The sequence below is a fragment of the Nostoc sp. genome, from assembly GCF_036917275.1.
GTDB lineage: Bacteria > Cyanobacteriota > Cyanobacteriia > Cyanobacteriales > Nostocaceae > Nostoc.
The window spans coordinates 152,410-177,704 of sequence record NZ_JBALDF010000035.1 but is presented as its reverse complement, the minus strand read 5'-3'; the positions used below and the strand labels follow the sequence as shown (position 1 = coordinate 177,704).

The following is a 25,295-nucleotide window of genomic DNA, read 5'->3' as shown; positions in this document are numbered from 1 at the left end:
GATCGTAACTATAGGGTTGAGCCATTCTGAAAACCAGGAGACAGGGCTATGATTACTTTATCTTACGTCTTGATGGAACTGGCGGTTGCTATAAATATTCAGATTTATCCGTATTATCAAGGAAAAATACCGATAATTTTCCAACTCCACTTTTTCAGCTAGTCAGCCTCTGGTGAATCTCTACTTAATATTAGGTATAATCAAAAATCTCAAATTCAAAATCAATGGATCGACGGTCTTTTTTGGTAGGTACAAGCACATTGGCACTTTCACAACTGCTTTTTGGCTGTGGTGGAAACAAGCAAATGCAACTAAAAGTAGAGTTATTAAAAGGTTCTATACCTGGTCAGGTGGTGAATCAGTTCCACAAAGGTTTGCAGCAACAGGTGCAGTTAAAGTTTGCTCCAGTCGAGCAGATACAGGATTTATTTCGGCAATTACAAGATTGGCAGCAGAAACCAAAAGCCACTGATGAGCAGGGATGGAAACGTTTTATACCCTTTAGGCAAGGTCAAAAAACCGCTGATGTAGACCTAGTGACATTGGGAGATTACTGGCTAAAAGCAGCTATTGAGCAGAAACTGATTCAACCACTCCAAGAGGTACAGGGAAACCAATTAAAGCAGTGGTCTGATCAAAGGTGGAAGAAACTGGTAACGCGTAACGACCAAGGGAACTTGGATACTCAAGGGAAGGTGTGGGGTGCACCTTATCGGTGGGGTAGCACAGTGATTGTTTATAACCGTGACAACTTGCAAAAATTGGGATGGACTCCCAAAGATTGGAGTGATTTGTGGCGAGATGGAATCCAGCAGCGCATTTCCCTACTTAATCAACCACGAGAAGTTATTGGTCTGGTCTTAAAGAAGCTAGGAAAATCTTACAATACAGAGAATCTTGATCAAGTACCAGACTTGGAAAAGGAATTACAGAGATTAAATCAACAGGTGAAGTTCTACAGTTCCGATAACTACTTGGAACCTCTAATTATGGGAGATACTTGGCTAGCGGTTGGTTGGTCAAGCGATGTACTGCCAGTTCTGGGACGTTATCCGCAACTTGCCGCAGTTATACCCCAGTCAGGAACAGCAATCTGGGCAGACTTGTGGGTACGTCCCGCTGGTATTACTAATGATACTTTATTATCAGATCTATGGATTGATTTTTGTTGGCAACCAAACACAGCTAAACAAATTTCGGTGCTGACCAAGAGTAATTCACCAATTTCTACAAATATTGCAGCTGACGATATCCAAGAACCATTATGGAGCCTGTTACAGAGCGATGTCTACGACAGGCTACGCCTACGCAAAGTTTTTGATAAAAGTGAATTTTTGCTTCCCTTACCCCCATCAGCAATAAAACAATACGAGTCTTTATTCGCCAAAATTAAAGTTTAACTGGGAATTGGGCATGGGGCATGGGGCAAAACAGTTCCTCTTTTTTGAGTTCTGAGTAAATAAGTGAGATTCTCCATTCAGCACTCAGCACTTAGCATTACTACTCCCCACTCCCTTTTCTACAAAGAACGCTGTAACCCTATCTTGTTCTTAACAGTCGTTTGGATACTGCATAAAGCTGGACTTGTAGTAAAGTTGCAAGTGTAGGTTGCCAAGGGTTCTTTTTGATAATTAAATACCCGGACATTGTAACCAAAGTTCCGTGCAGCGCTACCCAAGCGATTTACAAAGTCGTAACGGTCTATATACTCTAGTAAGCTCCAAATTTGCTGATTCACGATCAAGTCTACCCGTGCAGGTTCTTTTTCAGAAGCTGGATATGCTATCCAGTTGTCCAATAGCTTTTTCTCAGAGTTTTGTTGTGCCCACCATAAACTGGGAACGGTCAATTGTACTGGGTTAACGGTGTTAGCTGTGATCACATAGTCTTTTGGCTTGGTTAATAAGTCTAGTTCTAGAGGCGCACTAGAAGGCGACGGTATTGGGGGGGTTTGCGCTAGTGAGGGCGGGATTAGTAAAGTGGTGAGGCTAATGGTTAGTAGTAATGAAAACGATATCTGGCGATGGCTGCGCCCGCCGCAGGCATTGCACAATTTGGGTATATGCATAGCTGAAACTAATTCGTAATTCGTAATTAAGGTACAAGTCAAAATTCGCACAATTTAAAGTTTAATAGCAACGATGCGAATTCTTCGATAGTCTGCTATCCAAGTTCCTTGTTGATACAGCGTCGGCTTGAGATATTCCTCTACGGCGCGAATTACTTGTATTTGTTGGTCAGCAGGGAGCAATGTTAAAAAAGCACTGGCGAACATCTGAATCCAGTTTGCCATGCCTGCTTCTCCCTCTACTAAAGGAGTTGGACGAGCAAAAAGCATGGCATGAATGACATCAAAACCTTGCTGTTCCAGTAAGCTGGCGTACTCACCAATACTAGGGTAATACCAAGGATTTAGGGTTTGTGCAGAAATATTAAATGGTTCTAAGGCGCTTTCCAAAGCTGTGACGATCGCCTGCACATTTCCTTTACCACCAAATTCTGCCACAAAACGGCCTCCGGGTTTTAAGGCTTGATGTATGGAAGCGATCGCACTATCTGCTTCTTTCACCCAATGTAGTACAGCGTTGGAAAATACAGCATCCAATGGCTTGTCTACTTGAAAGTTCCTGGCATCAGCAACATTAAAGCGGATATGGGGATAGTTTCGTCTTGCCTTCTCGATCATCGTGGCTGCATGATCAACTCCCATTACTTCAGCCCCAGCTTGGGCAATTTTTTCTGTGAGTTGTCCAGTACCACAGCCAAGATCCAAAATCGATTCTCCTGGCTTAGGGTTGAGGAATTTGAGTAAGTCCTCGCCATACTGCCAGACAAAGGCGTGTTTCTCTTGGTAAAGGGCAGTATTCCAATTATTGGGTATGGAAGTATTATGCATAACTGTAAAAGTACAGATTGTTGGCTTGTCAATTTTCAACCATGTGTTTGAGGTGGATGACTGGCTGATCATCACAGTAAAAAAGATTTTTACTTACATCCAATATATATTTTCAGCTTAACTAATATTTTAAAGATATCCGACTTAGTAAAATTTTGTACCCGCATTCTTGCGTTAAACCGAAGTAAATCGCATCTACCCCATTTTCCACAGCAGCTTTAACACAATTTAAATTACCTGCTGGCGCGAGAAGTTCAGGATATTGAAGGGAAGGTTGTGAAGCGATCGCTTTTGATTCAGATTTGGGGTTAACTAGCACCATAGTGATTTTATTGAAGTTTGCGGGGGATGGTGGCGGAGGGTGCGATCGCAGCCACTTTATCCCAAGGAAATACCGCTAAATTGTTGGAATAAACTGGTAGCGTAAGAATCAGTCATGCCAGAGATATAGTCTGTAACTCTAAGAATTTTATTATAGGTATCTTCGTCTGAATTCGGATTATTATATTCTTTTGGAAGCATATGATAGACCAAATTGCCTTTCTTGCTATTGTGCAGTACGGCATTAACAAATTCAGCAAATAGTTTCCCTAAAACTTCATACCCAGCAATCTGAATACTAACAACATTAGGATGTTGGAAAACAGCCGCGCGAGTTTCCTTTCCAATTTCTTCTAGGTGGTTTGCATAAGTGCTTAGAGATAACAAATCTTTATCAAACTCTCCAGAGAGTATATCTTCTTCGTGTTTCAGGAAAATATCACTTGCCTCATTTATGAGTTGATTGATAGCTAAAGCCCGCAATCGCTTAACTATTTCTGTATTGCTTTCACCATGTTCTTGAATATCTTTATTTGCAACTACCTTAAGTAATTCCTTAGTTTTGTCAAATGGAATGTAACCCATACGATGACCATCTTCTACATCAACAATTGAGTAACAAATGTCATCTGCTGCTTCAACAAGAAAAGCAAGTGGATGTCGAGACCACCATGCTGCATTATCATGACGGCGAATTAGACCAACCGTTTCTGCTACTTCAGCAAATAAATCTTTTTCTGCCTGGAAGAAACCATATTTTTTAACACTTTTACCTGAGTAACCGTTAAAAATAGATTTTGGTAGAGAAGATTCTCTAGGGTACTTTGTGAAAGCAGCTAAAGTTGGGCAGGTGAGTTGCATTCCCCCTTTTTGAGGAGGCATTTCAAGCTTGGTTAGAATACGAAAGCCTTGTGCATTACCCTCAAATAAATCAAAGTCAGCTTTTTGAGACTTGCTGAGAAGTTCTTCTCCTACATGATTAACAGTGTTGTACCACGATTCAAATCCTGTACGAATAGCATCCTCTCCAGAATGACCAAAGGGAGGATTCCCAATATCATGAGCCAGACAAGCAGCAGATACGATATCACCAAAGTCTGAAGCCCGTAACCCATCCTGATTAAAGTCGTATTTTTTTACAATTGCCTCACCGACTATTCTGCCAAGAGAGCGACCGACGCAAGACACTTCAAGGCTATGAATGAGACGAGTGCGAATATAATCATTTGTAGACAAAGAAAAAACCTGAGTTTTATCTTTTAGACGACGAAAAGGTGAAGAAAACACTAGGCGATCATAGTCTCTTTGAAAGGGAGTACGATCAAACTGGAGGTCTTCTGGTTTAGTCTTACCAAGTCTTTTTGGTGTCAGGAGTTTCTTCCAATCCATCATTGCTGTGTTATCTAAAAGTGGGTTAAACAATGCCCCCTAGCTAGAAGCAATGGGCAATGCCACATTGTAACTCTACTTAGTTAAAAGTCAAACTTGATTCTATATTAGAGAAAAAGTTTAAGTAATAACCACAGTTCCTATTACTCAACTTCAACTGTGAAGTTTGTACAGCAAGTTGATGCTCCGAGGTAATACGTACTTTATATAAGCTACGCATAGCTCAATTCAATCAAGCGGATCGCCTTTGTTAAGTGGGGTAAATTAAGCAATTGCTTCCTCAGCTTAATAGACAACAATCAGTATGGCGATTTAGATTGAGGGTAGATGCCCCTAAATATTCCTCTGGGGTATAGTATCGCTGTTGTGTTATTTGCATAGTTCTATCGGGTAACAATGTTTAACGATACGAAGCGTCTAGGCATTAAAGAGATTTGACCCATGTTTACCGAACGGTTTAACGTGGTTGAATAGAGGTGTTATGTACTTTGTGAAAAGTGAGCGTAGGCGCAGCCTGCCGTAGGCATCGCTATCTAAATTCACAAAGTAACTGTTAGCTTCCTTTCCTATTGATAACCAGCTGCTTGTAATAGAAACAACTTGGCGTAACGTCCTCCTACCTGTAATAATTCTTCGTGAGTTCCGTGTTCTATAACTTCCCCGTTTTCTATTACTAAGATTTTGTCAGCCATCCGTACTGTCGAGAAGCGATGGGAAATCAAAAGTACCATCTGATTTTGAGTAATAGCGCGAAAATGATTGAAAATCTCAAACTCAGCCTGGGCATCTATTGCTGATGTTGGTTCATCTAACACTAAGATATCTGCTTGCGCTCGCATAAAAGCACGAGACAGGGCAATTTTCTGCCACTGTCCCCCAGAAAGTTCCTGTCCTTCCTTAAACCAACGACCAAGCTGAGTTTGGAAGCTTTGGGGTAATTGGTCAATAAAAGATTGGGCCATGCCTTTTTGGGCAGCAGTTTGCCAGTTGGTTTTGTTTTCGAGATGTTCTACATCCCCCACGCCAATATTCTCACCCACAGTGAACTGGTAGCGGACAAAGTTCTGAAAAATTACACCAATGCGACGCCGCAACACATCCACATCCCATTCCTGTAAATCCAAGCCATCTAAGAAAATTCGCCCAGAGTCAGGAGTGTAGAGTCGGGTAAGTAGTTTAATTAAGGTAGTTTTACCAGAACCGTTTTCACCTACAATTGCCAGTTTCTCTCTGGGTTTCAAATGCAGCGAAATGTTTCTCAAGGCTGGCTTGGAACTTCCTGGATAGGTAAATGATACGTTCTCAAAACGAATACCATCTTGGGGATTTAAACCAATGGTTGCCTTACCCCAAGTTTGTGGTACTTTCTCTTCGAGGAAATCGTAAAGATTTGATAGATATAGATTGTCTTCATACATCCCTCCAATAGAAGTGAGGGCATTGGAAAAAGTAGACTGTCCTTGGCGAAACACAGTGAGATACATTGTCATATCTCCCAAGGAAATCTTACCTAGCACTGTTTCCAGCACAATCCAAGCATAAGCTAGGTAAAAAGCACCAGTACTGATTAAACTCAGCAGATACCCCCACAGTCCTCGCCGCAGAGTCAAATCACGGTCTTCGCCATACAGTTGATCAAATAGATCGCGGTAACGTCCTAACAACATCTCTCCCAGCTGGTAGAGTTTGACTTCTGTGACAAAATCTTCTCTTGCTAGCAGATTTTCTAAGTAGTTCTGTTGGCGGGTTTCTGGCGCACGCCAACTAAACAAGCGAAAGCCTTCTCCAGCAAATTTCGTTTCCGCAATAAATACAGGCATCGCTGCCAAAATCAGTACCAGCACCGCCCAAACTGAGAAATTTACTAGCAAAATCCCGTAGGTGATCAGGGAAAGAGCATTTTGCACTAACCCAAAAGTGCGGCTTACTAGGGAAAGGGGACGAACTGATGCTTCTCGTCGGGCATTGGTCAATTTGTCATAAAATTCTGAGTCTTCAAACTGCCTAAGATCCAGTGTCAGCGCCTTTTCTAAAATCAGTACATTCACCCGCTGACCCATTAGCGCCCGCAATAACGACTGACAAATGGTGAGTCCTCGCTGACTGCCTGCTAGTAAAATTACAGCGATCGCTTCTAATCCTACATAAAATAGCGAGGGATAAATATTGACGAAACCATTGTGTGAGTTAACTTGAGATGCAAATACCACTCCATCAACAATTAATTTACTGATGTATGATATCGCCCCTGGTAAAAGACCAGCAACTATTGTTAAACTAGCCAGAAGAATAGTAAGCGATCGGCTAGTAGTCCATACTAAGCTTACAGCCCGTCCACTGTAGCGGAAAACCGTCAGTGATTGGCGCAGGACATTTCTTTTTTTTTAATTTTCATCTTTTTTTGGACGAGATACCCCAGGTGCAGCGGATCTTCCTAATTCTTTTAATCTTTATTAATTTTACATTTTTATCCCCACAATCTCCTACCTGCTTTCCCACTTAATTTTTGGTGAGCATCTTCCAATAATGCTGGAATATCTAATTTTTCTGGACACCGAGGCAAACAGTCACCGCATTCTGTACAGCGGTTGGCTTTCATTCCAGGAAACCAGTGACCAGCATTTTCAAACATTCCGTAACGATATTGTCCATAATCTTTCATGTCGTATGCTACTGCAAGATTACGTAACCGTAACACTTCGGGAATATTGATATTTTCTGGACAGGGCAAACAAGCATAACACTGGCTACACTTATCAGTTTGCAAAGCAACTTTTTGGTGATTTTCTAATTGCTGGAAAGCAGAAATTTCTGCTGATGTTAACTCTCCATCATAGTCAGCTATTTGCAAAGGTTGCCTTAATTCATCTGGGTTTGCTGGCCCAATACTTAAAGTAGTAATACGGCTATCTGCGAGTAAAAAACGATAACTTAGCTCTAAGGGTGAATACGGCTGACACAAGTCTGTAAGGGTTTGGGGTGGTGTATAGAGGCGTCCTCCCTTGTCAGCAGGGGAAATTATAAAAATACCCATGTCCTTTTCGGCAGCTAACTGAATCGCTGGTGCGTGCCGTTGGAAAAAATAGTAATAATGCAGATAGACAAATTCAAAAAAATCTGTATTGATTGCTGCCTGAATTAGCTCTAATGATCCGTGGGTGGAAAAACCAACGTGTCGGACTCGACCATCAGTGATCGCTTCTTCTACGGCTTGCATACAGCCATTTTTGGCTTGTACCCACTCCAAATGTTGCCAAGTATTCAAGCCATGAACACCTAAGCAATCTAAATAATCTAGCTGTAATCGTTCTAGGGATTCATCGATGTACCGACGCATGGAGTCAGCATCTGCTGTGGCTGGGATTTTGGTAGTAACGTGAAGCCTCGTTCGGGGTACTGACAACCCAGCTTTTAGCGCCCTACCAAGATACTCCTCACTTTTGCCGTAACCTTTGGCGGTTTCTAAATGATTAATTCCTAGCGCTAAGGCTTGTTCAATAGTCTGGTGAGCATTTTCAAAAGAAGCCAGGTAGCGCATTGTTCCCAGAGAAAAAACCGAGAGGCGCAGATTCGTTTTCCCAAAACGTCGGTATTGCATCTTTAACAAAGTTAGGAGCCATTCAATTTTAGATTTTAGATTTTAGATTTTTCCTTCAATCTAAAATCTAAAATTCAAAATCTAAAATTGGCCTAGCTGTCGCCATTACCAAAACGCTTGATCAAATCTTCAGGACGGAGATTGGAAATAAATTCACGGAAGGCTTGCTGTTCAGCTTCATCTGCATCGCGATCAACAGGGATAGAAGCATCGGCAATAACTTCTTCCATTACCCATATAGGAGTATTTGTACGGAGGGCAATAGCGATCGCATCGCTAGGACGCGCGTCAATTTCTTTTTTAACATCGCCTTGCTGAACAATTAAAGCCGCATAAAATGTATCCTTTTGCAGGGAATGAATAATCACCTTTTCTAGAGTCATGTTCCAGGTTTCTAGAAGATTCACAATCAAGTCGTGGGTTAAGGGTCTAGGAGGCTTCTGATTCTCCAATGCACCCATAATTGCCCTAGCCTGTTCCTGACCGATGTAAATTGGCAAAGCCCGCCGATCTGAAGAATCTTTCAAAAGGACGATCGGGCTGCGGGTTATGGCATCTAATGCTATGCCAGCGACTTTCATTTCAATCATTGCCTAAGCCTCTACAATCCTTTGAGAGCCTTGGATGCTGTGTAACAAATAGTACCCCTTTTTGGGCGGTTTAACGAGAGTAATAAACATAAGCATTTGTTCTCTATAATTGCTTCTATTAAACTCCGAACTTGTGGTGAAAACCAGAGTAAGTCAAATTGGTCTTCTTAGACAATAACCTTCTTACCCAAGTATGCCTCGTGAAGGATGCTAATGTGTTAATATTCCTAGACTTAAAAAAGTCAGAAAATATACTTGGATGTTCGAGATTTCTGTGACAATTACCAATTGACTTCAGGCACAATTAGGCAATAAATAGAGTTAATTTGACAAAAAAGCCGTGTTTACAGGATTAATCCAGGCATTAGGAACGATGGAACCCTTAGGGGGTGATTCTTGGCAAATTACTTGTGTAAGCCAACCGGGTGAAGTAATTATGCAAGATTTGGCTTATGGTGACAGTGTTGCAGTAGATGGCGTTTGCCTGACAGTAGAAAAAGTTTTAAACGACGGGTTTATCGCCACGGCTTCACCGGAAACGCTACGTCGCACGACGTTGGGAGGTAAGCAAACGCAACAAAAATATGTCAATTTAGAAGCGTCGCTAAAGGTAGGCAGCAAAGTTGGCGGTCATTTTGTGATGGGTCATGTAGACGGCATAGGTCGATTGCTAGTGGCAGAACAAACAGCTAATTCTTGGGAAATGACCTTTATTGCATCGGAGGCGATCGCCCGGTACATTGTCCCTAAAGGTAGCATTGCTGTCAATGGCATCAGCCTCACAGTAGCCTCATATGAGCCAGAACTCTGCCAATTTAAGGTGGCAGTAATTCCCCTCACCTATGCCGAGACAAATCTTCGCTATTTGGTTTCTGACAGTTTGGTGAATCTAGAAGGGGATATTCTCGGCAAATACGTGGAAAAATTCCTTTCCTCTGGCAACCCACACACCACAGCCCCTGATGAAACTAGTATAGATGGCATTACACCCGCATTCTTAGCAGAACACGGGTATCTCTGAATTTTAGATTTTGGATTTTGGATTTTAAATTAATCCAGAATCCAAAATTTCCAATCTAGCTGCCTGGTTGTTGGCTTACCTGGGCGGTTTGCGAACCTCGGACTAACTGGCTGAGGGCGGACTGTAATTGCACGCCAGGGTCAGTCGCAACCCACCCATCTTGTGTTAGGTGGCGAACTTCAAAGTGCAGGTGAGGACCTGTGGAGTTCCCGGTGCTGCCAACTAGCCCGATGACAGTTCCAGGTTGTACCCACTGACCAGGTTGAACAAGGATTTCTGACATGTGACCGTAGAGAGTTTGTTCAGCGGATTTGTGATTTAGGATAACGGTTAAACCATAACCACCCACCCAGTTAGCAGTTTCCACTTGACCAGCAGCTGCTGCCAAAACTGGTGTTCCCATAGGCGCACCCAAGTCTGTACCAGCATGGAAGCGTTGATTACCTGTGATTGGATGAACTCGCCAACCAAACAAAGAAGTAATGGGAGCGGGAATAGATAATGGATACATCATTCCCGTACCACTATAAGCAACTACCCCAGTGTAAGGGATTTGCGGTAATACTGATGCCAGCGAGAAGTCGTAAGCTACGGTGCTGGGGCGGGGTGCAATGTTGCCATCTGCCATTGGTGCAGGTAAAGTCCCGCCACTCGGTGCGATGGGAGTTGCACTGACTGTTGTGGGGCTGAACTCGCTGGGATTCGGGATAAATCGATTAGGACGAAATGCGCTCTTGTTGTTACCACTAGAACCACTTTGAGTAGGATGCCATCTACTGGTGTTGCCAGTAGTTGCAATCTGCCGCACGGGTGAAACTACTGGTAATTGGGCATTTTGACTTCTTCTGAGCCAATTAGGTGCTGTACCATTAGAATCAGCTACACTCCTTTGGGGTATTTTGGCACAAACACCGCCTAATACGCTTTGCCCTGAAGGCAAGATGGCTCGACAACCACTGGAGCGTTCTGTGAGGATTACGGAATTTGGTGCTTGATAAATACCTGTGGCACCACTGTCATAACTATTAGGATCAATATAGGCGTTATTATAATCCTTGGTTTTCCCCGGCGTTGCACTGACAGTGCTGTTCGAGTTATTTGGTGGTTGAGCAACTTCTCTTAGTTTTTCAGGTAAAGAGCGGGCTGGGGTATTAGGTTTTTCCAGTCTCACCCTTGCAGGAATAACCTGGGAGGTTTCTACCTTGGGTTTTGACTGTCTGATAATCACAACAGGTTGGGCAGCTTCAATTTTGGGTGTAGATTGCCTAACTGGCTCTTTTGATTGAGCAACCTTTGGCTTATGTAATCTCTGGCTGAGTCTGGTTCGTCGTTGGGAAAATTCCGGTTGCGCTTGAGCAGCTTCCGGTGCTACAGCCTGTTTTTTAACTGGATTTGCAACTGCTGTTGGTTGGGAACTTTCAACAGTGGGAACGATATTGTCTACTTGTGTTTCCGTTTGGGCAAACACAAAGCCGCCGCTGAGGAGGCTGACGCTACTCAGCCAACAAAGGCTCTGAGCTGGTAGCGTTGAGGCAAAACGTTTTTTCGTTAAACCTTGCTGCCATAAGTAATGCAAACGATGATGGGCAGAATTATTGCGCTGCGTCATTTGTATCTCTCAGTTGTGTGTAATTAGCCTAAAGAGATGATGCTAGTGGTTTGTCTTGCCCAAAGAGCGAAATTTTGAACAAACCTCAAATTTAAATGGAAGATTTTTGGTACCCCAAACTGATTGTACCGGGTTGAATATAAATTTCCGGTGTAATTAGTTCCTTTGTATCATCTGTTTCTAAATCAACTCGTAAATTTCCTTGAGGAGTCACCCCAACTACAGTACCTGAAAGATTATTGACGTACACTTTATCACCCATGTTTGTAAGCAAATCTAGATAGCGAGACAAGAGTATGCTTACTCCTTCTTGACAAAGGCACTCCATACCGGATTCTATTCCCAGTAAGACTGTAGAGGTTAGCATTTCCAGACAAGAAATTGGTCTGAAATTTTGGGAACCTTGCCACGATTGCAGATTGATTCCAGTTTCCGGTACTGGGTTTGTCCAGTTAATACCAACACCAATTACTGCTTGGGTGATGTGTCCTTTGTTTACTTTGGTTTCTGTCAAAATGCCGCCTAGTTTGCGACCATTTAAAACTAAATCATTGGGCCATTTTATCCCAACATCTACACCACATTGGCGCAATTGAGACGCAATTCCCCAAGCACTAGCAAAAGTTAGCTGGTAGCTGTCAGTAGCCTCTATTTTGTAGTCCAAAGAAATCGCTACCGAAACATATAATCCCCCAACCGGAGAAATCCACTGGCGTCCCCATTGTCCCCGCCCAGCAGATTGCACAGTTGCAATTACTACTGTTCCTGAAATAGCCCCTTGGTTGAGCAAGTTCCAGAGAGTTTGGTTAGTTGAGGAGACGCTTTCAAAAAAGTGAAGAGAAAATGGTAAATATGTATACTTACGCCCTGCTTTCAAGGCTGCTTCCAAGTTTTGCAGATTAAATTCCACAGCAGTTAAGCCAAATTCCGTTGTTCAAGTTAGCATTGATTGGCTAATGAGTGATTTCTGTTTAGGTTTGGTTGAAGATGCACACTTGGTACTGGCGCAATTGGGAAGGACTGCCCTATTTAACTTGTAGTATTCTGGAACATTGGCATCACGGCTTCTTTACCCAGCAGTTTTGGCCGCGATCGCCACAAGTTATCACAGAAATATTGCAACCAGCGGCATCAGTCTATCGCTTAAAGCAGGTTCATGGCAATACTGTTCTCACTCCCCAAGAAGTTGAGAGCTTCTTAAGCACTGTTGGGGAGGATTTAGCATCAGCGGATGGTTTAATTAGTGAGCAGCCTCTACAAGCAGTCTGGGTAGCTAGTGCAGATTGTACACCCGTGCTGATTGGGGATGTGGTAACTGGACAGGTGGCAGCATTACACGCAGGCTGGCGGGGAACTGCCAAAAAAATTGTGCCCCTAGCGATCGCTCGACTCCAATCTCAAGGCAGCAAACTCGATGATTTGAGAATTGCGATGGGCCCGGCGATCGCTGGTGAGGTTTACCAAGTCTCTATCGAAGTAGCTGCCGAAATCGGGGCTAGTGTTATACCACATGAAGACGAACAAAAAATTATAACTGCATTATATGAGCTACCAAATTCACCTTTGCTAGAAGATCCCAATCCGGGAAAGGTACGGCTGGATGTCCGGCGAGTGAATACCTTACAACTGGAAAATTTGGGGATTAGTGCAGAACAAGTTGCGATCGCACCTTATTGTACTTTTCAAACTCCAAAGCATTTCTTTTCTTACCGCCGGGAGAAAGAGAAAAAAGTTCAGTGGTCAGGAATTGTCAGCACTTAAAGGCAAAATTGATTTTACAGCTATTTTCAGGTAAATAGACCACCCGGTAGGGGCACAGCATTGCTGTGCCCCTACGATAGATGTGGTTCAAATACTTGAATTCTGCTGTAAAGCGAAAAAGAAGTAGCTGTAGGGTGTGTTGCGGCTTCCACAGGGCACTATTTCATGTTTTCGGTGCGTTACGCTACATGATTTTATAATTATTGGCGCTTACTTACTTAAACGAAGTTTTATATTTTTTTAGTCTTAATTATTAAATAAAGCGTCGCTCAATAACTCGCGGTGCATTAATGCTCTATCTACTAAAGATTGTATTTGCTCAGGTGATAACGGATCGCCATTAGCGTAATGCTCCATCCAAGTCAGACTAATCAAATTGGGATCTTCAGGTAAACTCGCTAAATCCCACCCAGGCATTTCCAAGTCTTCCATGAGGCGATTCACCTTAGGATCATAACTGAGAGCAAAACAGCGACAACCAACAGCCGCAGCCATAATCAAGCTGTGTAGGCGCATCCCAATTGCCATCTCGACACCGCGAAACACACCTTTCAAAAGTTGCGGATCTTCCAGACACAAAATTTTGCTAACATTTTTAAGTTGGGGTTGAATAGCTTCGGCAATACTTAAATCTTCACTTTTTTGAAACGGCAGTAGTAAAATAAAAGCCTGCGTGGCTTTTTGAAAATCCACCAAAGCCCGAGTCAAGTTTGCTAGGCGTGTTTGAGTCAGTTGGGGATGCGATCGCAATGTTAGAGCAACTCTCGGCGCAGGTAAATCCCAAAGTCCTGGAACTGGTTTAGATTCCAACGCCCAAACTGGGTCAGGAGCTATAATACAAGGAATTTGCCAATCAGATAATAAAGCAGCACTGGCGCGATCGCGGACACTAACTTTGGTACAATTAGCAAAGGTTTGCCGTGCTAACCAATTAGTTTGCGGACGCACTAACGGGCCAATACCCTGCGCCCAAGCAACAGTTTTCAAACCCATTTTCTGCGCCAATGCCATCAGTCCCCCATAATAAAATGGGCTAATGGTACTGGTAACATCCTGAATCAGACTTCCGCCGCCCCAAATCAAGGCATCGCAAGAGCGTAAAGCTTGCAGTACAGGTAAGGGAGCCATGCGATTGTAGGTTTCTACATTGTAGCGATCGCGCGTTTCCTCTGGATTCCCCGAAAGCACCACAGGCGTAACATCAGGTGGTAACATTTGCAAAAGCGTTGCCAACAAAGCTTCGTCACCACCATTACCTTTACCGTAATATCCAGACAATAACGCCCGCATCTTGACCATTTTAGATTTTGGATTTTAGATTTTAGATTATCAGCTATTGTTAAATGAATCTCTGTCCCCTATACAGATGGTAAACTCATTCCTAAGTTCTACTTGGAATAGTGCAAAAGATAGTTAGAACCCCCTCTGAACTCGGAAGTTGAGCCTCTGAACTCGGAAGTTGAGCCTCTGAACTCGGACGTTGAGCCTCTGAACTCGGACGTTGAGCCTCTGAACTCGGAAGTTGAACCTCTGAACTCGAACGTTGAGCCTCTGAACTCGAACGTTGAGCCTCTGAACTCGGACGTTGAACCTCTGAACTCGGAAGTTGAGCCTCTGAACTCGAACGTTGAGCCTCTGAACTCGAACGTTGAGCCTCTGAACTCGGACGTTGAACCTCTGAACTCGGACTTTGAACCTCTGAACTCGAACGTTGAACTTCTGAACTTGAAACTTTCAGTTTTAACTTTCCCTCATCTCCCACCCTGCGGGAAGCTAAAGCTAAATCTCCCCTAGTTTTTTTCTTCTCTACGAGACGCTGCGCGTAACTTGCTTCCCTACAAGGGTACAATTTTGAATTTTGAATTTTGAATTGATTTCTCCCCTACTGTTGTATGCACGCCCTTTCGATTCCCACCTGGATTATTCATGTTTCTAGCGTTATTGAGTGGATTGTTGCCATTTGGTTAATTTGGACTTATGGCGAACTTACTGGTAATCGCAATTGGTGGGGCTTGTCCCTTGCCATGTTACCAGCTTTAGTCAGCGCCATGTGTGCCTGTACCTGGCATTATTTTGACAACGCCGAATCTTTAGAATGGCTGGTAACACTGCAAGCTACCATGACATTAGTTGGTAATTTTACGCTTTGGGCAGCGGCGTTTTTGATTTGGCGTTCTACCAAATCTCCTGACACTGTTGAACCAAAACCTATCAAATCAGAGCAATGATTTCTAAAGAAACCCTATTTGCGCTTTCACTGTTTCCCTACTTGGGTTTCTTGTGGTTTCTCAGCCGCAGTCCGCAAATGCCGCGTTTGGCGCTGTATGGATTTTACGGCACTCTCGTCTTTGTTGGCATCACCATCCCGGTGGGGATTTATGCTGTATTGCATTATGGCAAGTCTTTGGCCAATGTAGATTGGTTGCACGGCGGTGCAGAAGTATTTTTGACCCTTTCTAACATCTTGCTTGTGGTGGGTTTTGGGCAAGCTGTAAGGCAATTAAAAATGAAAAATGAAAAATAGTAAGTTCAGCTATAGCTAGTGGTTTGATTGCATTGAGTTATGAGGAACAAATAAATGGATGTAATTCCAGCGATTGATTTACTAGAAGGTCGGTGTGTGCGACTGTATCAGGGAGACTACGATCGCTCGCAAGTTTTTAGCGAAAATCCTGCTGATGTTGCCAAACAGTGGGTAGATCAAGGTGCTACTAGATTACACATAGTTGATTTAGATGGTGCTAAGGCAGGTAAAGTAGTAAACCTGGGGGCAATAGAAGCGATCGCTCATGCGGTGTCAGTACCCATTGAAATTGGTGGAGGATTGCGCGATCGCACCAGCGTGCAACAATTATTTAATCTAGGCATCCAGTGGGCAATTCTTGGAACCATCGCTGTAGAACAACCTCAGCTAGTGCAACAACTCTGTGAAGAGTTTCCTGGACAGATTATTATTGGCATTGATGCGCGTAACGGGCGAGTAGCAACTCACGGTTGGTTAGAAACCTCAGAAGTTTTAGCAACCCAACTGGCTGTACAAATGCAAGAATTGGGCGCAGCCGCCATCATTTACACAGATATCCATCGAGATGGTACACTCACAGGCCCCAATTTTGAAGCTTTGCAAGAACTTGCAGCAGTAATTTCCATCCCGATAATTGCTTCTGGCGGGGTAAGTTCTGTCACCAATTTGTTGAGTTTATTGGCGTTAGAACCTCAAGGTGTAACTGGTGTGATTGTCGGACGTGCCTTGTATACTGGGGATATTTTACTCAAAGAAGCATTACGAGCGATCGGCCCTGGGCGGATTCAAGATATTCCACCCAATCTAGGTTTTTCTACTTTTGCTTGACATTTTCTGTGTATTTGGGCATCCTCACCACATAGACGAGTTTCTATTGTCTTTCCTAGTGGGAAACCTAAATACTTAGGTATTAAGGATTAAGCCGTATGGTCAGTATTCCCGGATATCATCTTACATTACCTATTTTATCCAGCCACTAAGCGATCGCTGACTCATATATTAAGATTTGTATTTATCCCGTTAAAACTGAAGGTTCCGACAGGGGTAACATTATCTACTAACTTTTTTTGGTTAAACTCAAATTTTCTGTTATGCAGCATTTTGCATCTAAATGAAGTACATCCTTACCCCCCTTAATCCCCCCTTTACAAGGGGGGAAATTCCCAATCTAGTTCCCTCCCCTTTCTAAGGGGAGGGTTAGGGAGGGGTATTTTTGTACTTCATTAACTTGCAATCTGCTGTATATTTCTGTAATCTCCAATACCTGTGGTGTAGATAATATTGTCGTAGATTTAAAAATTTAGTCTTATGTCTACTCAAGAACCAAATTCCAACCAAGTATTTAAGCTAACACAGGCTACCGTAACAAACAAAAAGAAACCACAACCTCCTCCAGATATCAAAAAACCAAGTAAAATCGAATAAAAAGCGTTACATAGCAATTTTATTTGAGTTGTCAAAACTCAGCCTCTCCAAAAGTTTAGAAGAAAATAAACAGAAAATTTCATAAATCATTTAGAACTGTTATAGTTTCTTGTAGAGACTTAATTTAAATTAAATCTCTACAATTATCATCAAAAAGAAATCAGCTTATTTGTTTTTCGCTTGAGTTTTCGCTTGTTCTAAAGCTATTTCTTTGATTGCTTGATATGAATTAACGTTTGAAGTACCTTCAATAGCTTTAACTGCCAAATCCTGAACTTGTTTGAGAGCAGATTCAAGTTGTTTAGAAAGATTTTCAATCCGAGTCTCTTGATTAGTAATAGCTTGTTCTAAAGATTGCAGTCTTTGTTCATAGAAACGCTTTTGCCCTTCTACTTCCTTAGAATATAAATCTGATTTTACTTTAGCTTGGTAGTGGGCGATGCCTTTGCCTTCTTCGGTAGCTTTTTTTATAGCTGCTTCTTTGTCTTTCGGAAAAGCCTCTACCTTGGCTTTTAATTCTTCAAATTGTTTCTCTCTCTCAGAAATTGCTTTCTCTCGTTCAGCCCACTGTTTTTCTGTTACTTGCAGCAATTCTTCCAGTTGTTTATATAGTGTTTTCTGCTCTTGTTCGTATTCGTCACTTTGCAATTGTCGCTGGAGTTCTAAATTATATTTATACTCTGATGCATCGCGTTGTCGAGTTTTATTCGAGTTGTCATTCTGTTCTTTTATCGCCCGTTGCTGTTCCTCTTGTTCTTTTTGCCAAGTATTCCTTTGCATTAGTATTTCTTGGAATAATACTTCAGAACGCTGGCTATATTCTTCCTGATAAGCTTTAGTATTATCTTCATAAGCTTGGATGAGAGTATCCAAGATATCATCAGAAATTTCCAAATTGTGCAACTGTGTTAACTGTTGGACTTCCTCTTCTAAAGTTTGCCTTATTTCTTCTAATCTAGAAGCTTTTATAGTTAGCTGCTCTGATAATTCATTAGCAGCACTGCCAAAACCTAATTGAATCTTCGCCAAACTTTCAATTGTATTGTTCATCTTTTGTTGGACACTAGAAAGCTGATTCATAGCTGTTTTCTGTTCTAATTTAGGCTGTTCTTTAGTTCCAGACTGGTTTTTGACAACTTGATCAAACTCTGATTTCAGTACTGCTTTTTCTTTAGTTAACTCCTCATATGCCTGAAGAATTTCTACTTTAGTATTCTTATCAGTCGGTTTTTTTACCACCACAATAAACCTCCTATTCAGGAATTAAAAATGATTAATATGCTACATTACAGACTTATAACTACTTAGAATTAGAATTACCAAAAGCCCTCATAGCTAAGTCCTGTGCTTGTTTTAATGCAGTTTGCAATTGAGCAGAAATACCTTCTATTTGCTCAGACTGTTTCTTAATTGTTTCTTCCAAAGACAGAATTTTTTGTTCATAACTCTGTTTGTTAGATTCCCATTCTTTTTCAAATAAATCAGCTTCAATTTTAGCTTTTTGGCTTATTTCTTTAATTGCCTCTTCCCTAGCTTTTTTAACGGCTTCTTCCAGTTCATTAGGAAATGTAGCTACTTTTTGTTGATAGTCTCCAAAGAGTGGTTGGCGTTCAGTGAATATCTTTTCTCGTTCTGCCCAATCTTTCTCTTTCTTTTGAAAATTTTCTTGTATTTCCCTTTCCTGTTGGCGTTTTCTCGCTTCGTAGCTGTCTGCATTAAGTTTACGAGTAGTTTCTAACTTATACTGAGATTCTTCTTGTTCTTGCTGGCGATCTTTAGCTAATAAATCATTATATACTTGAAGTTTTTCTTCATACTCTGCTTGTTCTTTTTGCCATTCTTTCCGCCTGATTGTAATTTCTTTTTCTAATGCTTCCCTTTTGCTGATAGTATCTTGTTCTAAGGTTTTTAATTTTTCTTGGTGTTCTTGACTTAAAATGTCTAGAGTATCCGCTACCACTCTGATTTGTTGAAGCTCTTGCAGGCGTTGAGTTTCAATTTCTATAGCTCGGTTTAATTCATCTAACTTAGAGTTTTCCTGAGCTAGTTTTTCAGATAATGCGTTGAGAATACTACCAAACTCCAATTGTAAATCAGCTAAACCTTTGACAATACTATCAACTGTATATGCAGAAGCTGCTTGCAAAATTTCTTGACTTTTTGCCTTATCTGCTTCCTCTTGTTTAGTTGCTATTTTAGATTCCAGCTTTTTTCTTTGAATAATAATTTGTTGAAATGCTTGCATTAGTAGTTGTTTGCTGTCCTTGACTCCAACTGTAGTCATCTTCCAACTCCCTTCAATAGCAATGATTTATGGGGTAGCAAGCCATACCAAGGACTACCCTATGCAGACATCAGAGTAGCCTTTGAATAAACATTTTTAACCCAGTGGAAATACTGAAATAATCAACCTCTGACACTTAGGTGGGGTAGAAATTTTCCACGCGTGTGTCTTTCTGTTTTTCAGGTATATAGCGTTTATTAGTTGAGTCTAATATGAAACCTAACAAGAACCGCCCCTTCCCTTATCGCAAAGGGGAATTAGATTCAAAGCTTCTCTCCTTTAACTAGAGAGGTTGGAGTGTATTCCATACAAACGAGAAGCACTATAGCAGTTCCCATTCAGATGTAGTACAACATTATATTGCGAGGTGTAGGGGCACGGCAGTGCCGTGCCCCTACGCGTGTACCTCACGTAAATGAGAAACGCTATATAAGCTTTCACCAAGAGATATAGTACTTGAGTACTATGCTAAATATACCTAACCTAATCTGCTCTTGTCAAGACAACCAAAGTCTTTAATTAAAAGCTATTAGAAGCTTGCAACCACAGTGATTATGATTTAAGAGAGTGCTGTGGTATGTATTATTTTTTGTAAAGAAAATATAAAAGAATAAACCCTAGTAGAAGCACGGTTGCACTAAGGCGACATAATAGATTAAATCATTCTAATTGATACAAGCACAGTCCCAGACTTTTGTGATATCAATGTATACCAGTGAATCGACTAAATATTCTGCCACAACGGATATTGGACAAACCAGCCGTATTCTAGTAGTAGAAGATGAAGAATTAATCCAGGAAATGCTAGCTGTAGCCCTGGAAGAGGAAGGTTATCGGGTGATAACTGCCCCCGATGGGCGGTCTGCTATAGAGTATCTCAAAAGTTTTGAAACCAACTCAGGGGAACTTCCCTTTGATCTGATCATTCTTGATTTGATGCTGCCTCAAATCAATGGGCTAGATATTTGCCGTTTGCTACGTCATCAAGGAAACCCAGTACCTATTTTAATGCTTAGTGCTAAGGGTAGTGAAACTGACCGTGTTTTGGGATTAGAGGTGGGAGCAGATGACTACCTGACCAAACCCTTTAGTATGCGCGAGTTAGTGGCTCGTTGTCGCGCTTTACTCCGCCGCCAACGTCTAAGTAATTTACCACAACTACCAGTATTAAAATTCAAGGATGTCACCTTGAATCCCCAAGAATGTCGCGTGTTGGTTCGTGGTCAAGAGGTGAATCTTTCTCCCAAAGAGTTCCGGCTGCTGGAACTGTTTATGAGTTATGCCCGTAGGGTATGGTCACGGGAACAATTGCTCGACCAGGTTTGGGGGCCAGATTTCGTCGGCGATAGTAAAACCGTAGACGTTCACATTCGGTGGTTGCGCGAAAAATTAGAGCAAGACCCCAGTCATCCCGAATATATTGTGACTGTCCGAGGTTTTGGTTATAGGTTTGGATAATTAGTTTGGATAGTTGTTAGTTTTTAGTAGTCACCAAGAAACTAACAACTCAAATGCTTTTATTGGGATTTTTTCTGGGTTTAGCGGTAGGCATTGGGTTTTGGGTTTGGCAACAGGTTCAACTTAACCGCTACCTGGGGCGCTTACTCCGACCGTTAACCTCGCATTCTGACAAAATGGGACTGCTGCTGATTCCTGCGTTGCGGCAGGAAATAGCGATGGTGAAACAGCAGGGGCAAGATTTGCAGCAGTCGTTGCAAACTTACCAAAACCTACTAGATTTTGCACCAGTGGGATATTTGCAGGTGGATGAAGAAAATCAACTGCTGTGGTGCAATCAGCAGGCGCAGAAAATTTTGTATCTGCAAAGCTGGCAACCAGAACAGGTGCGCTTGTTACTAGAGTTGGTAAGGTCTTACGAACTTGACCATTTAATTGAGCAAACTCGTGATCGGCAAAAACCACAGACGCGAGAATGGATATTTCATCCATCTTGTGATGATGCAGCAGAGATGGCAACAATAAAATCTCTAGCCTTGCGGGCGTCTAGCTTGCCTTTACCCAATGGACAAGTGGGAGTCTTTTTAGAAAATCGTCAACCCCTATTAGATATAAATCAAATACGCGATCGCTCTTTTTCTGATCTAGCACACGAACTCAGAACGCCGCTAACATCGATTCGGTTGGTTGTAGAAACGCTACAAATCCGCTTGGAACCACCTTTAGATCGCTGGGTTAACCGCCTAATGCAAGAAGTTGATCGGCTGATTAACTTAGTGCAAAGCTGGTTAGAACTTACCCAAATGGAAGCCAACCCAAATATGCAATTGCAAGCCAAACCTGTAGAATTGCGATCGCTAATTGCATCTGTTTGGGAAACACTAGAACCCTTGGCAGGGCGCCAACATTTGTCTCTTGCTTATTCTGGCTTAGAAAATCTTTGGATTAAGGCAGATGAAGCCCGGATTTACCAGGTTTTTCTCAACTTGCTAGACAACAGTATTAAATACAGTTCTCCTTCTACAAGTATTTACGTTGAAGCGAAAATCTTATCAACAAAAGATAATGATGGGGCTTATCCAATTCTTGAAATAAATCTTATTGATTCTGGAGTCGGGTTTTCTGAGGCAGATTTACCCCACGTTTTTGAGCGATTTTATCGAGGAGATAAAGCGCGAACCCATTCGCCACAAGATAGTAACTCCATCGGGGCGATCGTTGGCAATGGTTTAGGATTAGCGATCGTTGAGCAAATTCTTATCGCCCACGGTGGTTCAATCAAAGCTATGAACCATCCAGAAACTGGCGGTGCGTGGATGCAACTCCAATTTCATGAAGTTATGGCAAACTCTTTAAGCCAAGACTATAGTTAATAATATCTTCACGTTTGAGACAACAAGTGTGAAAGCTGTCGATTATACTCCCAATCCTCAAAGACCCCAACTCGCACGCGCCATTAGGCGCTTAGAACGGGATGTATTACGCATGGGTGCTTTGGTAGAACAATCATTTCGCCTCAGCCACCAAGCGTTATTTGCTCGTAACTTAACAGCAGCTGAGGAACTTCCCCGATTAGATAAAAAGATTGATCGCTTTTATCGTCAAATAGAATCAGACTGTACGGCGATTATGACACTGCAAGCGCCTACAGCACAAGATTTGCGCTGCTTGAGTGCTTTTATGCAGTTGGTGCGAGACTTAGAGCGCATTGGCGATTATGCTGAGGATTTAGCTGAGATTGCGATTAAAATTTTTCCTTATGCGCCTCATACCTGTTTGCCAGACATTGAAGCTATGTCCCTTCACGCGCAGGCGATGCTAGCAACTAGCTTGAAGGCTTTGGGAGATTTCGATGAGGCTGGTGGACGCCGTTTAAAGCACCTAGATGATACTGTAGACGATGCCTACGATCGCGTTTATCAGACTTTAGCGCAACAACGCGATGTGCCAGGAGTAGTCGAGCCAATTGTGCTGCTAGCACTGGCAATTCGTTGTCTGGAACGCATGGCAGATCATGCCACTAATATCGGTCAGAGGGTAGCATATATTGTCACCGGTCAACGTTCTTAATTGACGTGCTGCCCAGATCCCCTACTTCTTCAAGAAGTCGCGGATCTAAATCTAGCTTAAATAAGCGCCATTTCACCCTATATCTTCATAATTATTTGCGCCTACATGCTTAGTCTTCAAAAAATACCAAATTATTAAAATTAAATTAACTAAATATTTTACTAAAAGCTTACCTTTTCTTAAACTTGCACAATTAAAGTAACAGATAAATAACTGAAAATTTTCGGTCTATCTCACTGATAGATACCTTTTACCAGAAGTTGTTGCCATGAAAAGATTTGGAGTTAGTCCCTAGCTCTGATTAAGAAGAATACACCTTCAGATAGTCAGGGAAATTTTGATCCAAATCATGAGAGTTTCTTAATGATTGTAAATAGCGAGATTCCCTGATAATTATGTTAACCATCAAGATATTGCTGGAGTGTTAAATACCATACGAGTAACAGTTACCCGACTCCTACAACAGTTGCAGGAAGATGGAACAGTTTTACGTCACAAACGCCGCATTATTTTGCGCTTACCAAATAAATTAATTGAAAATTATAGTTCAGGACTATATTAAATAACTTGTATTTATCACAGTATAAAGGTATAATCCTGACTGTGATTGTGTGTGAAATTCCTGAAAGTAAAGTGTTATAAGCATTTTACGATGATTAGATTAGTAGGTGTGAGTGAGCTAAAAAACATGACAAAACGATTCTGGAATCTTTTTAAGGTTAGTCCGGTTATTCTTGCTGCGACATTTTTCGTTGCCAATAGTGCTTTGGCCGCTGAAGTAAACGAAGAGGTAACAAATGTTGCCCAGTTATCTGAAGACTCTAATAGCATGAGTCAGGTAACATCAGTTTCGCAATTTTCGGATGTGCAGCCCACAGATTGGGCATTCCAAGCTTTACAATCCTTAGTTGAGCGCTACGGCTGTATTGCAGGTTATCCCAACAGTACCTATCGTGGGAACCGGGCTATGACCCGTTATGAATTTGCCGCAGGTTTGAATGCCTGTTTAGATCGGGTTAACGAACTGATTGCTACAGCTACTGCCGATTTGGTCACTAAACAAGACCTGACTACTTTACAGCGTTTGCAAGAAGAATATTCGGCTGAATTAGCAACCCTGCGCGGTCGTGTAGATGGACTAGAAGCTCGCACTTCTGAGTTGGAAGCAAATCAGTTCTCCACTACTACCAAGTTGGTTGGAGAAGCAATTTTCGCCGTGTCTGATGTTTTTGGTAACAATAGAGCAGTTCCTGGTGGTAATCCGACTCAAGACTTGGATTCTAACACCACCTTTTCTGACCGCGTTCGTTTGAACTTATTGAGCAGTTTCACTGGTAAAGACCAGTTGCAAATTCGTCTGAATGCTAACAACACCATCTCTAATGCTGGTGTGAGCGGTACTAACATGACCCGCTTGGGCTTTGACGGTAATAACAACAACTCTGTTGTAATCGATAAAATCAACTATGCTTTCAACTTTAATAATGCAGTGCGGATCAAAGTTGATGCTACTAATGCTGAGTTATACGAAAACGTTAATACCTTCAACCCTGACTTTGCTAGCTCTGCTAGAGGTGCGCTCTCCCGCTATGGACGTTTCAGCCCCATATATCGTCAAGGTCAAGGTGGCGCTGGTTTGACTGTTACCTTCAATCCTAATGGCCCTATCAGCTTGACTGGTGCTTATATAGCTAGGACTGCTAATGATCCTACCCTTAATAATGGGCTGTTGGATGGTGATAACGCTATATTTGGTCAGTTATCTTTCCAACCCACCAAAGCCTTTAACATTGGTCTAACCTACGCCCGCACTTATCAAACTAATCTTGTTAACAATAATGTTAACAACAACCTTTTCCAAGGTACAGGTAGTACTTTTGCCAACAATCCCTTTGGGAATAACACTCGTACCGAATCCAATAACTACGGTGTAGAAGCTACCTTCCAATTTAGCAAGTTGGCTATTAGTGGTTGGGGAGGTTATACAACTGCTGATGCTATTACTGGTGCTAATGCAGGTAGAGACGCAGATATTTGGTACTGGGCTGGATCGCTTGCTTTGAGAGACTTTGGTGGAAAAGGTAACGTCTTAGGTGTTATCTTTGGTCAACCACCCAGAGTTACTGGTGGTAGCATAAAAAATGTCGCCGCCAATACTAACTTAGATGACGATAAATCTTATCACTTAGAGGGTCTTTACAAGTTTAAGGTTTCCGATAATATTCAAGTTACCCCTGGCTTGTTGGTAATCTTCAATCCAGAGCATAACGATGCTAACGACACTGAATACGTAGGCACTCTACGTACTACCTTCACCTTCTAAAATTGGTGATGGTAAACAAAGTTCAG

23 protein-coding genes and 1 pseudogene are annotated in these 25,295 nt (G+C 42.0%); 11 read left to right on the top strand and 13 right to left on the bottom strand.

Annotated features, from left to right (window positions below; genetic code table 11):
• The first annotated feature begins 224 nt into the window (after positions 1 to 224).
• Positions 225 to 1,400 carry an extracellular solute-binding protein gene (locus V7K35_RS14435; protein ID WP_335079974.1) on the top strand — a complete coding sequence of 392 codons (1,176 nt, stop codon included), beginning with the start codon at positions 225 to 227 and terminating at the stop codon, positions 1,398 to 1,400.
• Between the two features lie 119 nt (positions 1,401 to 1,519).
• Here the strand turns inward: V7K35_RS14435 and V7K35_RS14430 are convergent, their stop codons facing one another.
• The 7 genes from V7K35_RS14430 to V7K35_RS14400 form a co-directional block, all read right to left on the bottom strand.
• Positions 1,520 to 2,068 (bottom strand): hypothetical protein, encoded by a 549-nt coding sequence (locus tag V7K35_RS14430; RefSeq protein WP_335079973.1) that lies wholly within the window; start codon positions 2,066 to 2,068, stop codon positions 1,520 to 1,522.
• Positions 2,069 to 2,122: 54 nt separating this feature from the next.
• A complete protein-coding gene (locus V7K35_RS14425; RefSeq protein ID WP_335079981.1) occupies positions 2,123 to 2,896 on the bottom strand; it encodes a class I SAM-dependent methyltransferase in 774 nt (257 codons plus the stop codon).
• Positions 2,897 to 3,017: 121 nt separating this feature from the next.
• Positions 3,018 to 3,218, bottom strand: a complete 201-nt coding sequence (locus V7K35_RS14420) for a hypothetical protein (RefSeq protein WP_442939726.1) — start codon at positions 3,216 to 3,218, stop codon at positions 3,018 to 3,020.
• Between the two features lie 56 nt (positions 3,219 to 3,274).
• Positions 3,275 to 4,639, bottom strand: coding sequence for a deoxyguanosinetriphosphate triphosphohydrolase (locus V7K35_RS14415; protein WP_335079972.1), 1,365 nt, complete (start codon positions 4,637 to 4,639; stop codon positions 3,275 to 3,277).
• Between the two features lie 533 nt (positions 4,640 to 5,172).
• Complete coding sequence (locus tag V7K35_RS14410) at positions 5,173 to 6,975, bottom strand: ABC transporter ATP-binding protein (protein ID WP_335079980.1); 1,803 nt, start codon at positions 6,973 to 6,975, stop codon at positions 5,173 to 5,175.
• A gap of 98 nt (positions 6,976 to 7,073) precedes the next feature.
• Positions 7,074 to 8,204 (bottom strand): aldo/keto reductase, encoded by a 1,131-nt coding sequence (locus V7K35_RS14405; RefSeq protein WP_335079971.1) that lies wholly within the window; start codon positions 8,202 to 8,204, stop codon positions 7,074 to 7,076.
• Between the two features lie 92 nt (positions 8,205 to 8,296).
• Entirely contained in the window at positions 8,297 to 8,794 is a 498-nt protein-coding gene (locus V7K35_RS14400) for a bifunctional nuclease family protein (protein WP_273768592.1), read from the bottom strand.
• A 340-nt stretch (positions 8,795 to 9,134) separates the two neighbouring features.
• Between V7K35_RS14400 and V7K35_RS14395 the strand changes: the two genes are divergently transcribed.
• A complete protein-coding gene (locus V7K35_RS14395; protein WP_335079970.1) occupies positions 9,135 to 9,815 on the top strand; it encodes a riboflavin synthase in 681 nt (226 codons plus the stop codon).
• Between the two features lie 55 nt (positions 9,816 to 9,870).
• Here V7K35_RS14395 and V7K35_RS14390 read toward each other — a convergent pair whose 3' ends face one another.
• Entirely contained in the window at positions 9,871 to 11,424 is a 1,554-nt protein-coding gene (locus tag V7K35_RS14390) for a M23 family metallopeptidase (protein WP_335079969.1), read from the bottom strand.
• Positions 11,425 to 11,515: 91 nt separating this feature from the next.
• Positions 11,516 to 12,334, bottom strand: a complete 819-nt coding sequence (locus V7K35_RS14385; RefSeq protein WP_335079968.1) for a biotin--[acetyl-CoA-carboxylase] ligase — start codon at positions 12,332 to 12,334, stop codon at positions 11,516 to 11,518.
• A 77-nt stretch (positions 12,335 to 12,411) separates the two neighbouring features.
• Between V7K35_RS14385 and pgeF the strand changes: the two genes are divergently transcribed.
• Entirely contained in the window at positions 12,412 to 13,185 is a 774-nt protein-coding gene (pgeF, locus tag V7K35_RS14380; RefSeq protein ID WP_335079967.1) for a peptidoglycan editing factor PgeF, read from the top strand.
• Positions 13,186 to 13,431: 246 nt separating this feature from the next.
• Here pgeF and csaB read toward each other — a convergent pair whose 3' ends face one another.
• On the bottom strand, positions 13,432 to 14,475 hold the full coding sequence (gene csaB / locus V7K35_RS14375; protein ID WP_335079966.1) for a polysaccharide pyruvyl transferase CsaB: 1,044 nt from the start codon (positions 14,473 to 14,475) through the stop codon (positions 13,432 to 13,434).
• Positions 14,476 to 14,566: 91 nt separating this feature from the next.
• Positions 14,567 to 15,034, bottom strand: a complete 468-nt coding sequence (locus tag V7K35_RS14370; protein WP_335079965.1) for a hypothetical protein — start codon at positions 15,032 to 15,034, stop codon at positions 14,567 to 14,569.
• Positions 15,035 to 15,077: 43 nt separating this feature from the next.
• On the opposite strand from V7K35_RS14370, the gene V7K35_RS14365 reads away from it, so the two are divergent.
• The 3 genes from V7K35_RS14365 to hisA are packed head-to-tail and all read left to right on the top strand — an operon-like array spanning position 15,078 to position 16,537.
• Positions 15,078 to 15,413 carry a DUF2499 domain-containing protein gene (locus V7K35_RS14365; RefSeq protein ID WP_334794433.1) on the top strand — a complete coding sequence of 112 codons (336 nt, stop codon included), beginning with the start codon at positions 15,078 to 15,080 and terminating at the stop codon, positions 15,411 to 15,413.
• Positions 15,410 to 15,709, top strand: a complete 300-nt coding sequence (locus V7K35_RS14360; protein ID WP_334794432.1) for a DUF3593 domain-containing protein — start codon at positions 15,410 to 15,412, stop codon at positions 15,707 to 15,709. Before V7K35_RS14365 ends, V7K35_RS14360 begins: the two co-directional genes overlap by 4 nt.
• Before the next feature lie 54 nt (positions 15,710 to 15,763).
• On the top strand, positions 15,764 to 16,537 hold the full coding sequence (gene hisA, locus V7K35_RS14355; RefSeq protein ID WP_334794431.1) for a 1-(5-phosphoribosyl)-5-[(5-phosphoribosylamino)methylideneamino]imidazole-4-carboxamide isomerase: 774 nt from the start codon (positions 15,764 to 15,766) through the stop codon (positions 16,535 to 16,537).
• A 762-nt stretch (positions 16,538 to 17,299) separates the two neighbouring features.
• Here hisA and V7K35_RS14350 read toward each other — a convergent pair.
• The gene (locus V7K35_RS14350; RefSeq protein ID WP_335079964.1) at positions 17,300 to 18,376 is read right to left on the bottom strand and encodes a hypothetical protein; all 1,077 of its coding nucleotides are present in this window, start codon (positions 18,374 to 18,376) and stop codon (positions 17,300 to 17,302) included.
• A gap of 58 nt (positions 18,377 to 18,434) precedes the next feature.
• On the bottom strand, positions 18,435 to 19,418 hold the full coding sequence (locus V7K35_RS14345) for a hypothetical protein (RefSeq protein WP_335079963.1): 984 nt from the start codon (positions 19,416 to 19,418) through the stop codon (positions 18,435 to 18,437).
• Positions 19,419 to 20,123: 705 nt separating this feature from the next.
• On the opposite strand from V7K35_RS14345, the gene V7K35_RS14340 reads away from it, so the two are divergent.
• The 5 genes and pseudogenes from V7K35_RS14340 (at position 20,124) to V7K35_RS14320 (ending at position 25,269) form a co-directional block, all read left to right on the top strand.
• Positions 20,124 to 20,876 (top strand): winged helix-turn-helix domain-containing protein, encoded by a 753-nt coding sequence (locus tag V7K35_RS14340; RefSeq protein WP_273768578.1) that lies wholly within the window; start codon positions 20,124 to 20,126, stop codon positions 20,874 to 20,876.
• Between the two features lie 53 nt (positions 20,877 to 20,929).
• Positions 20,930 to 22,249 (top strand): sensor histidine kinase, encoded by a 1,320-nt coding sequence (locus tag V7K35_RS14335; RefSeq protein ID WP_334794425.1) that lies wholly within the window; start codon positions 20,930 to 20,932, stop codon positions 22,247 to 22,249.
• 28 nt (positions 22,250 to 22,277) lie between these two features.
• The gene (gene phoU, locus V7K35_RS14330) at positions 22,278 to 22,946 is read left to right on the top strand and encodes a phosphate signaling complex protein PhoU (protein ID WP_334794424.1); all 669 of its coding nucleotides are present in this window, start codon (positions 22,278 to 22,280) and stop codon (positions 22,944 to 22,946) included.
• A gap of 388 nt (positions 22,947 to 23,334) precedes the next feature.
• Positions 23,335 to 23,508: pseudogene (locus tag V7K35_RS14325) on the top strand (helix-turn-helix domain-containing protein); the annotation flags it as partial.
• 126 nt (positions 23,509 to 23,634) lie between these two features.
• Positions 23,635 to 25,269: an iron uptake porin gene (locus V7K35_RS14320; RefSeq protein ID WP_335079962.1), complete on the top strand. Its 1,635-nt coding sequence runs from the start codon at positions 23,635 to 23,637 to the stop codon at positions 25,267 to 25,269.
• Positions 25,270 to 25,295: the final 26 nt, after the last annotated feature.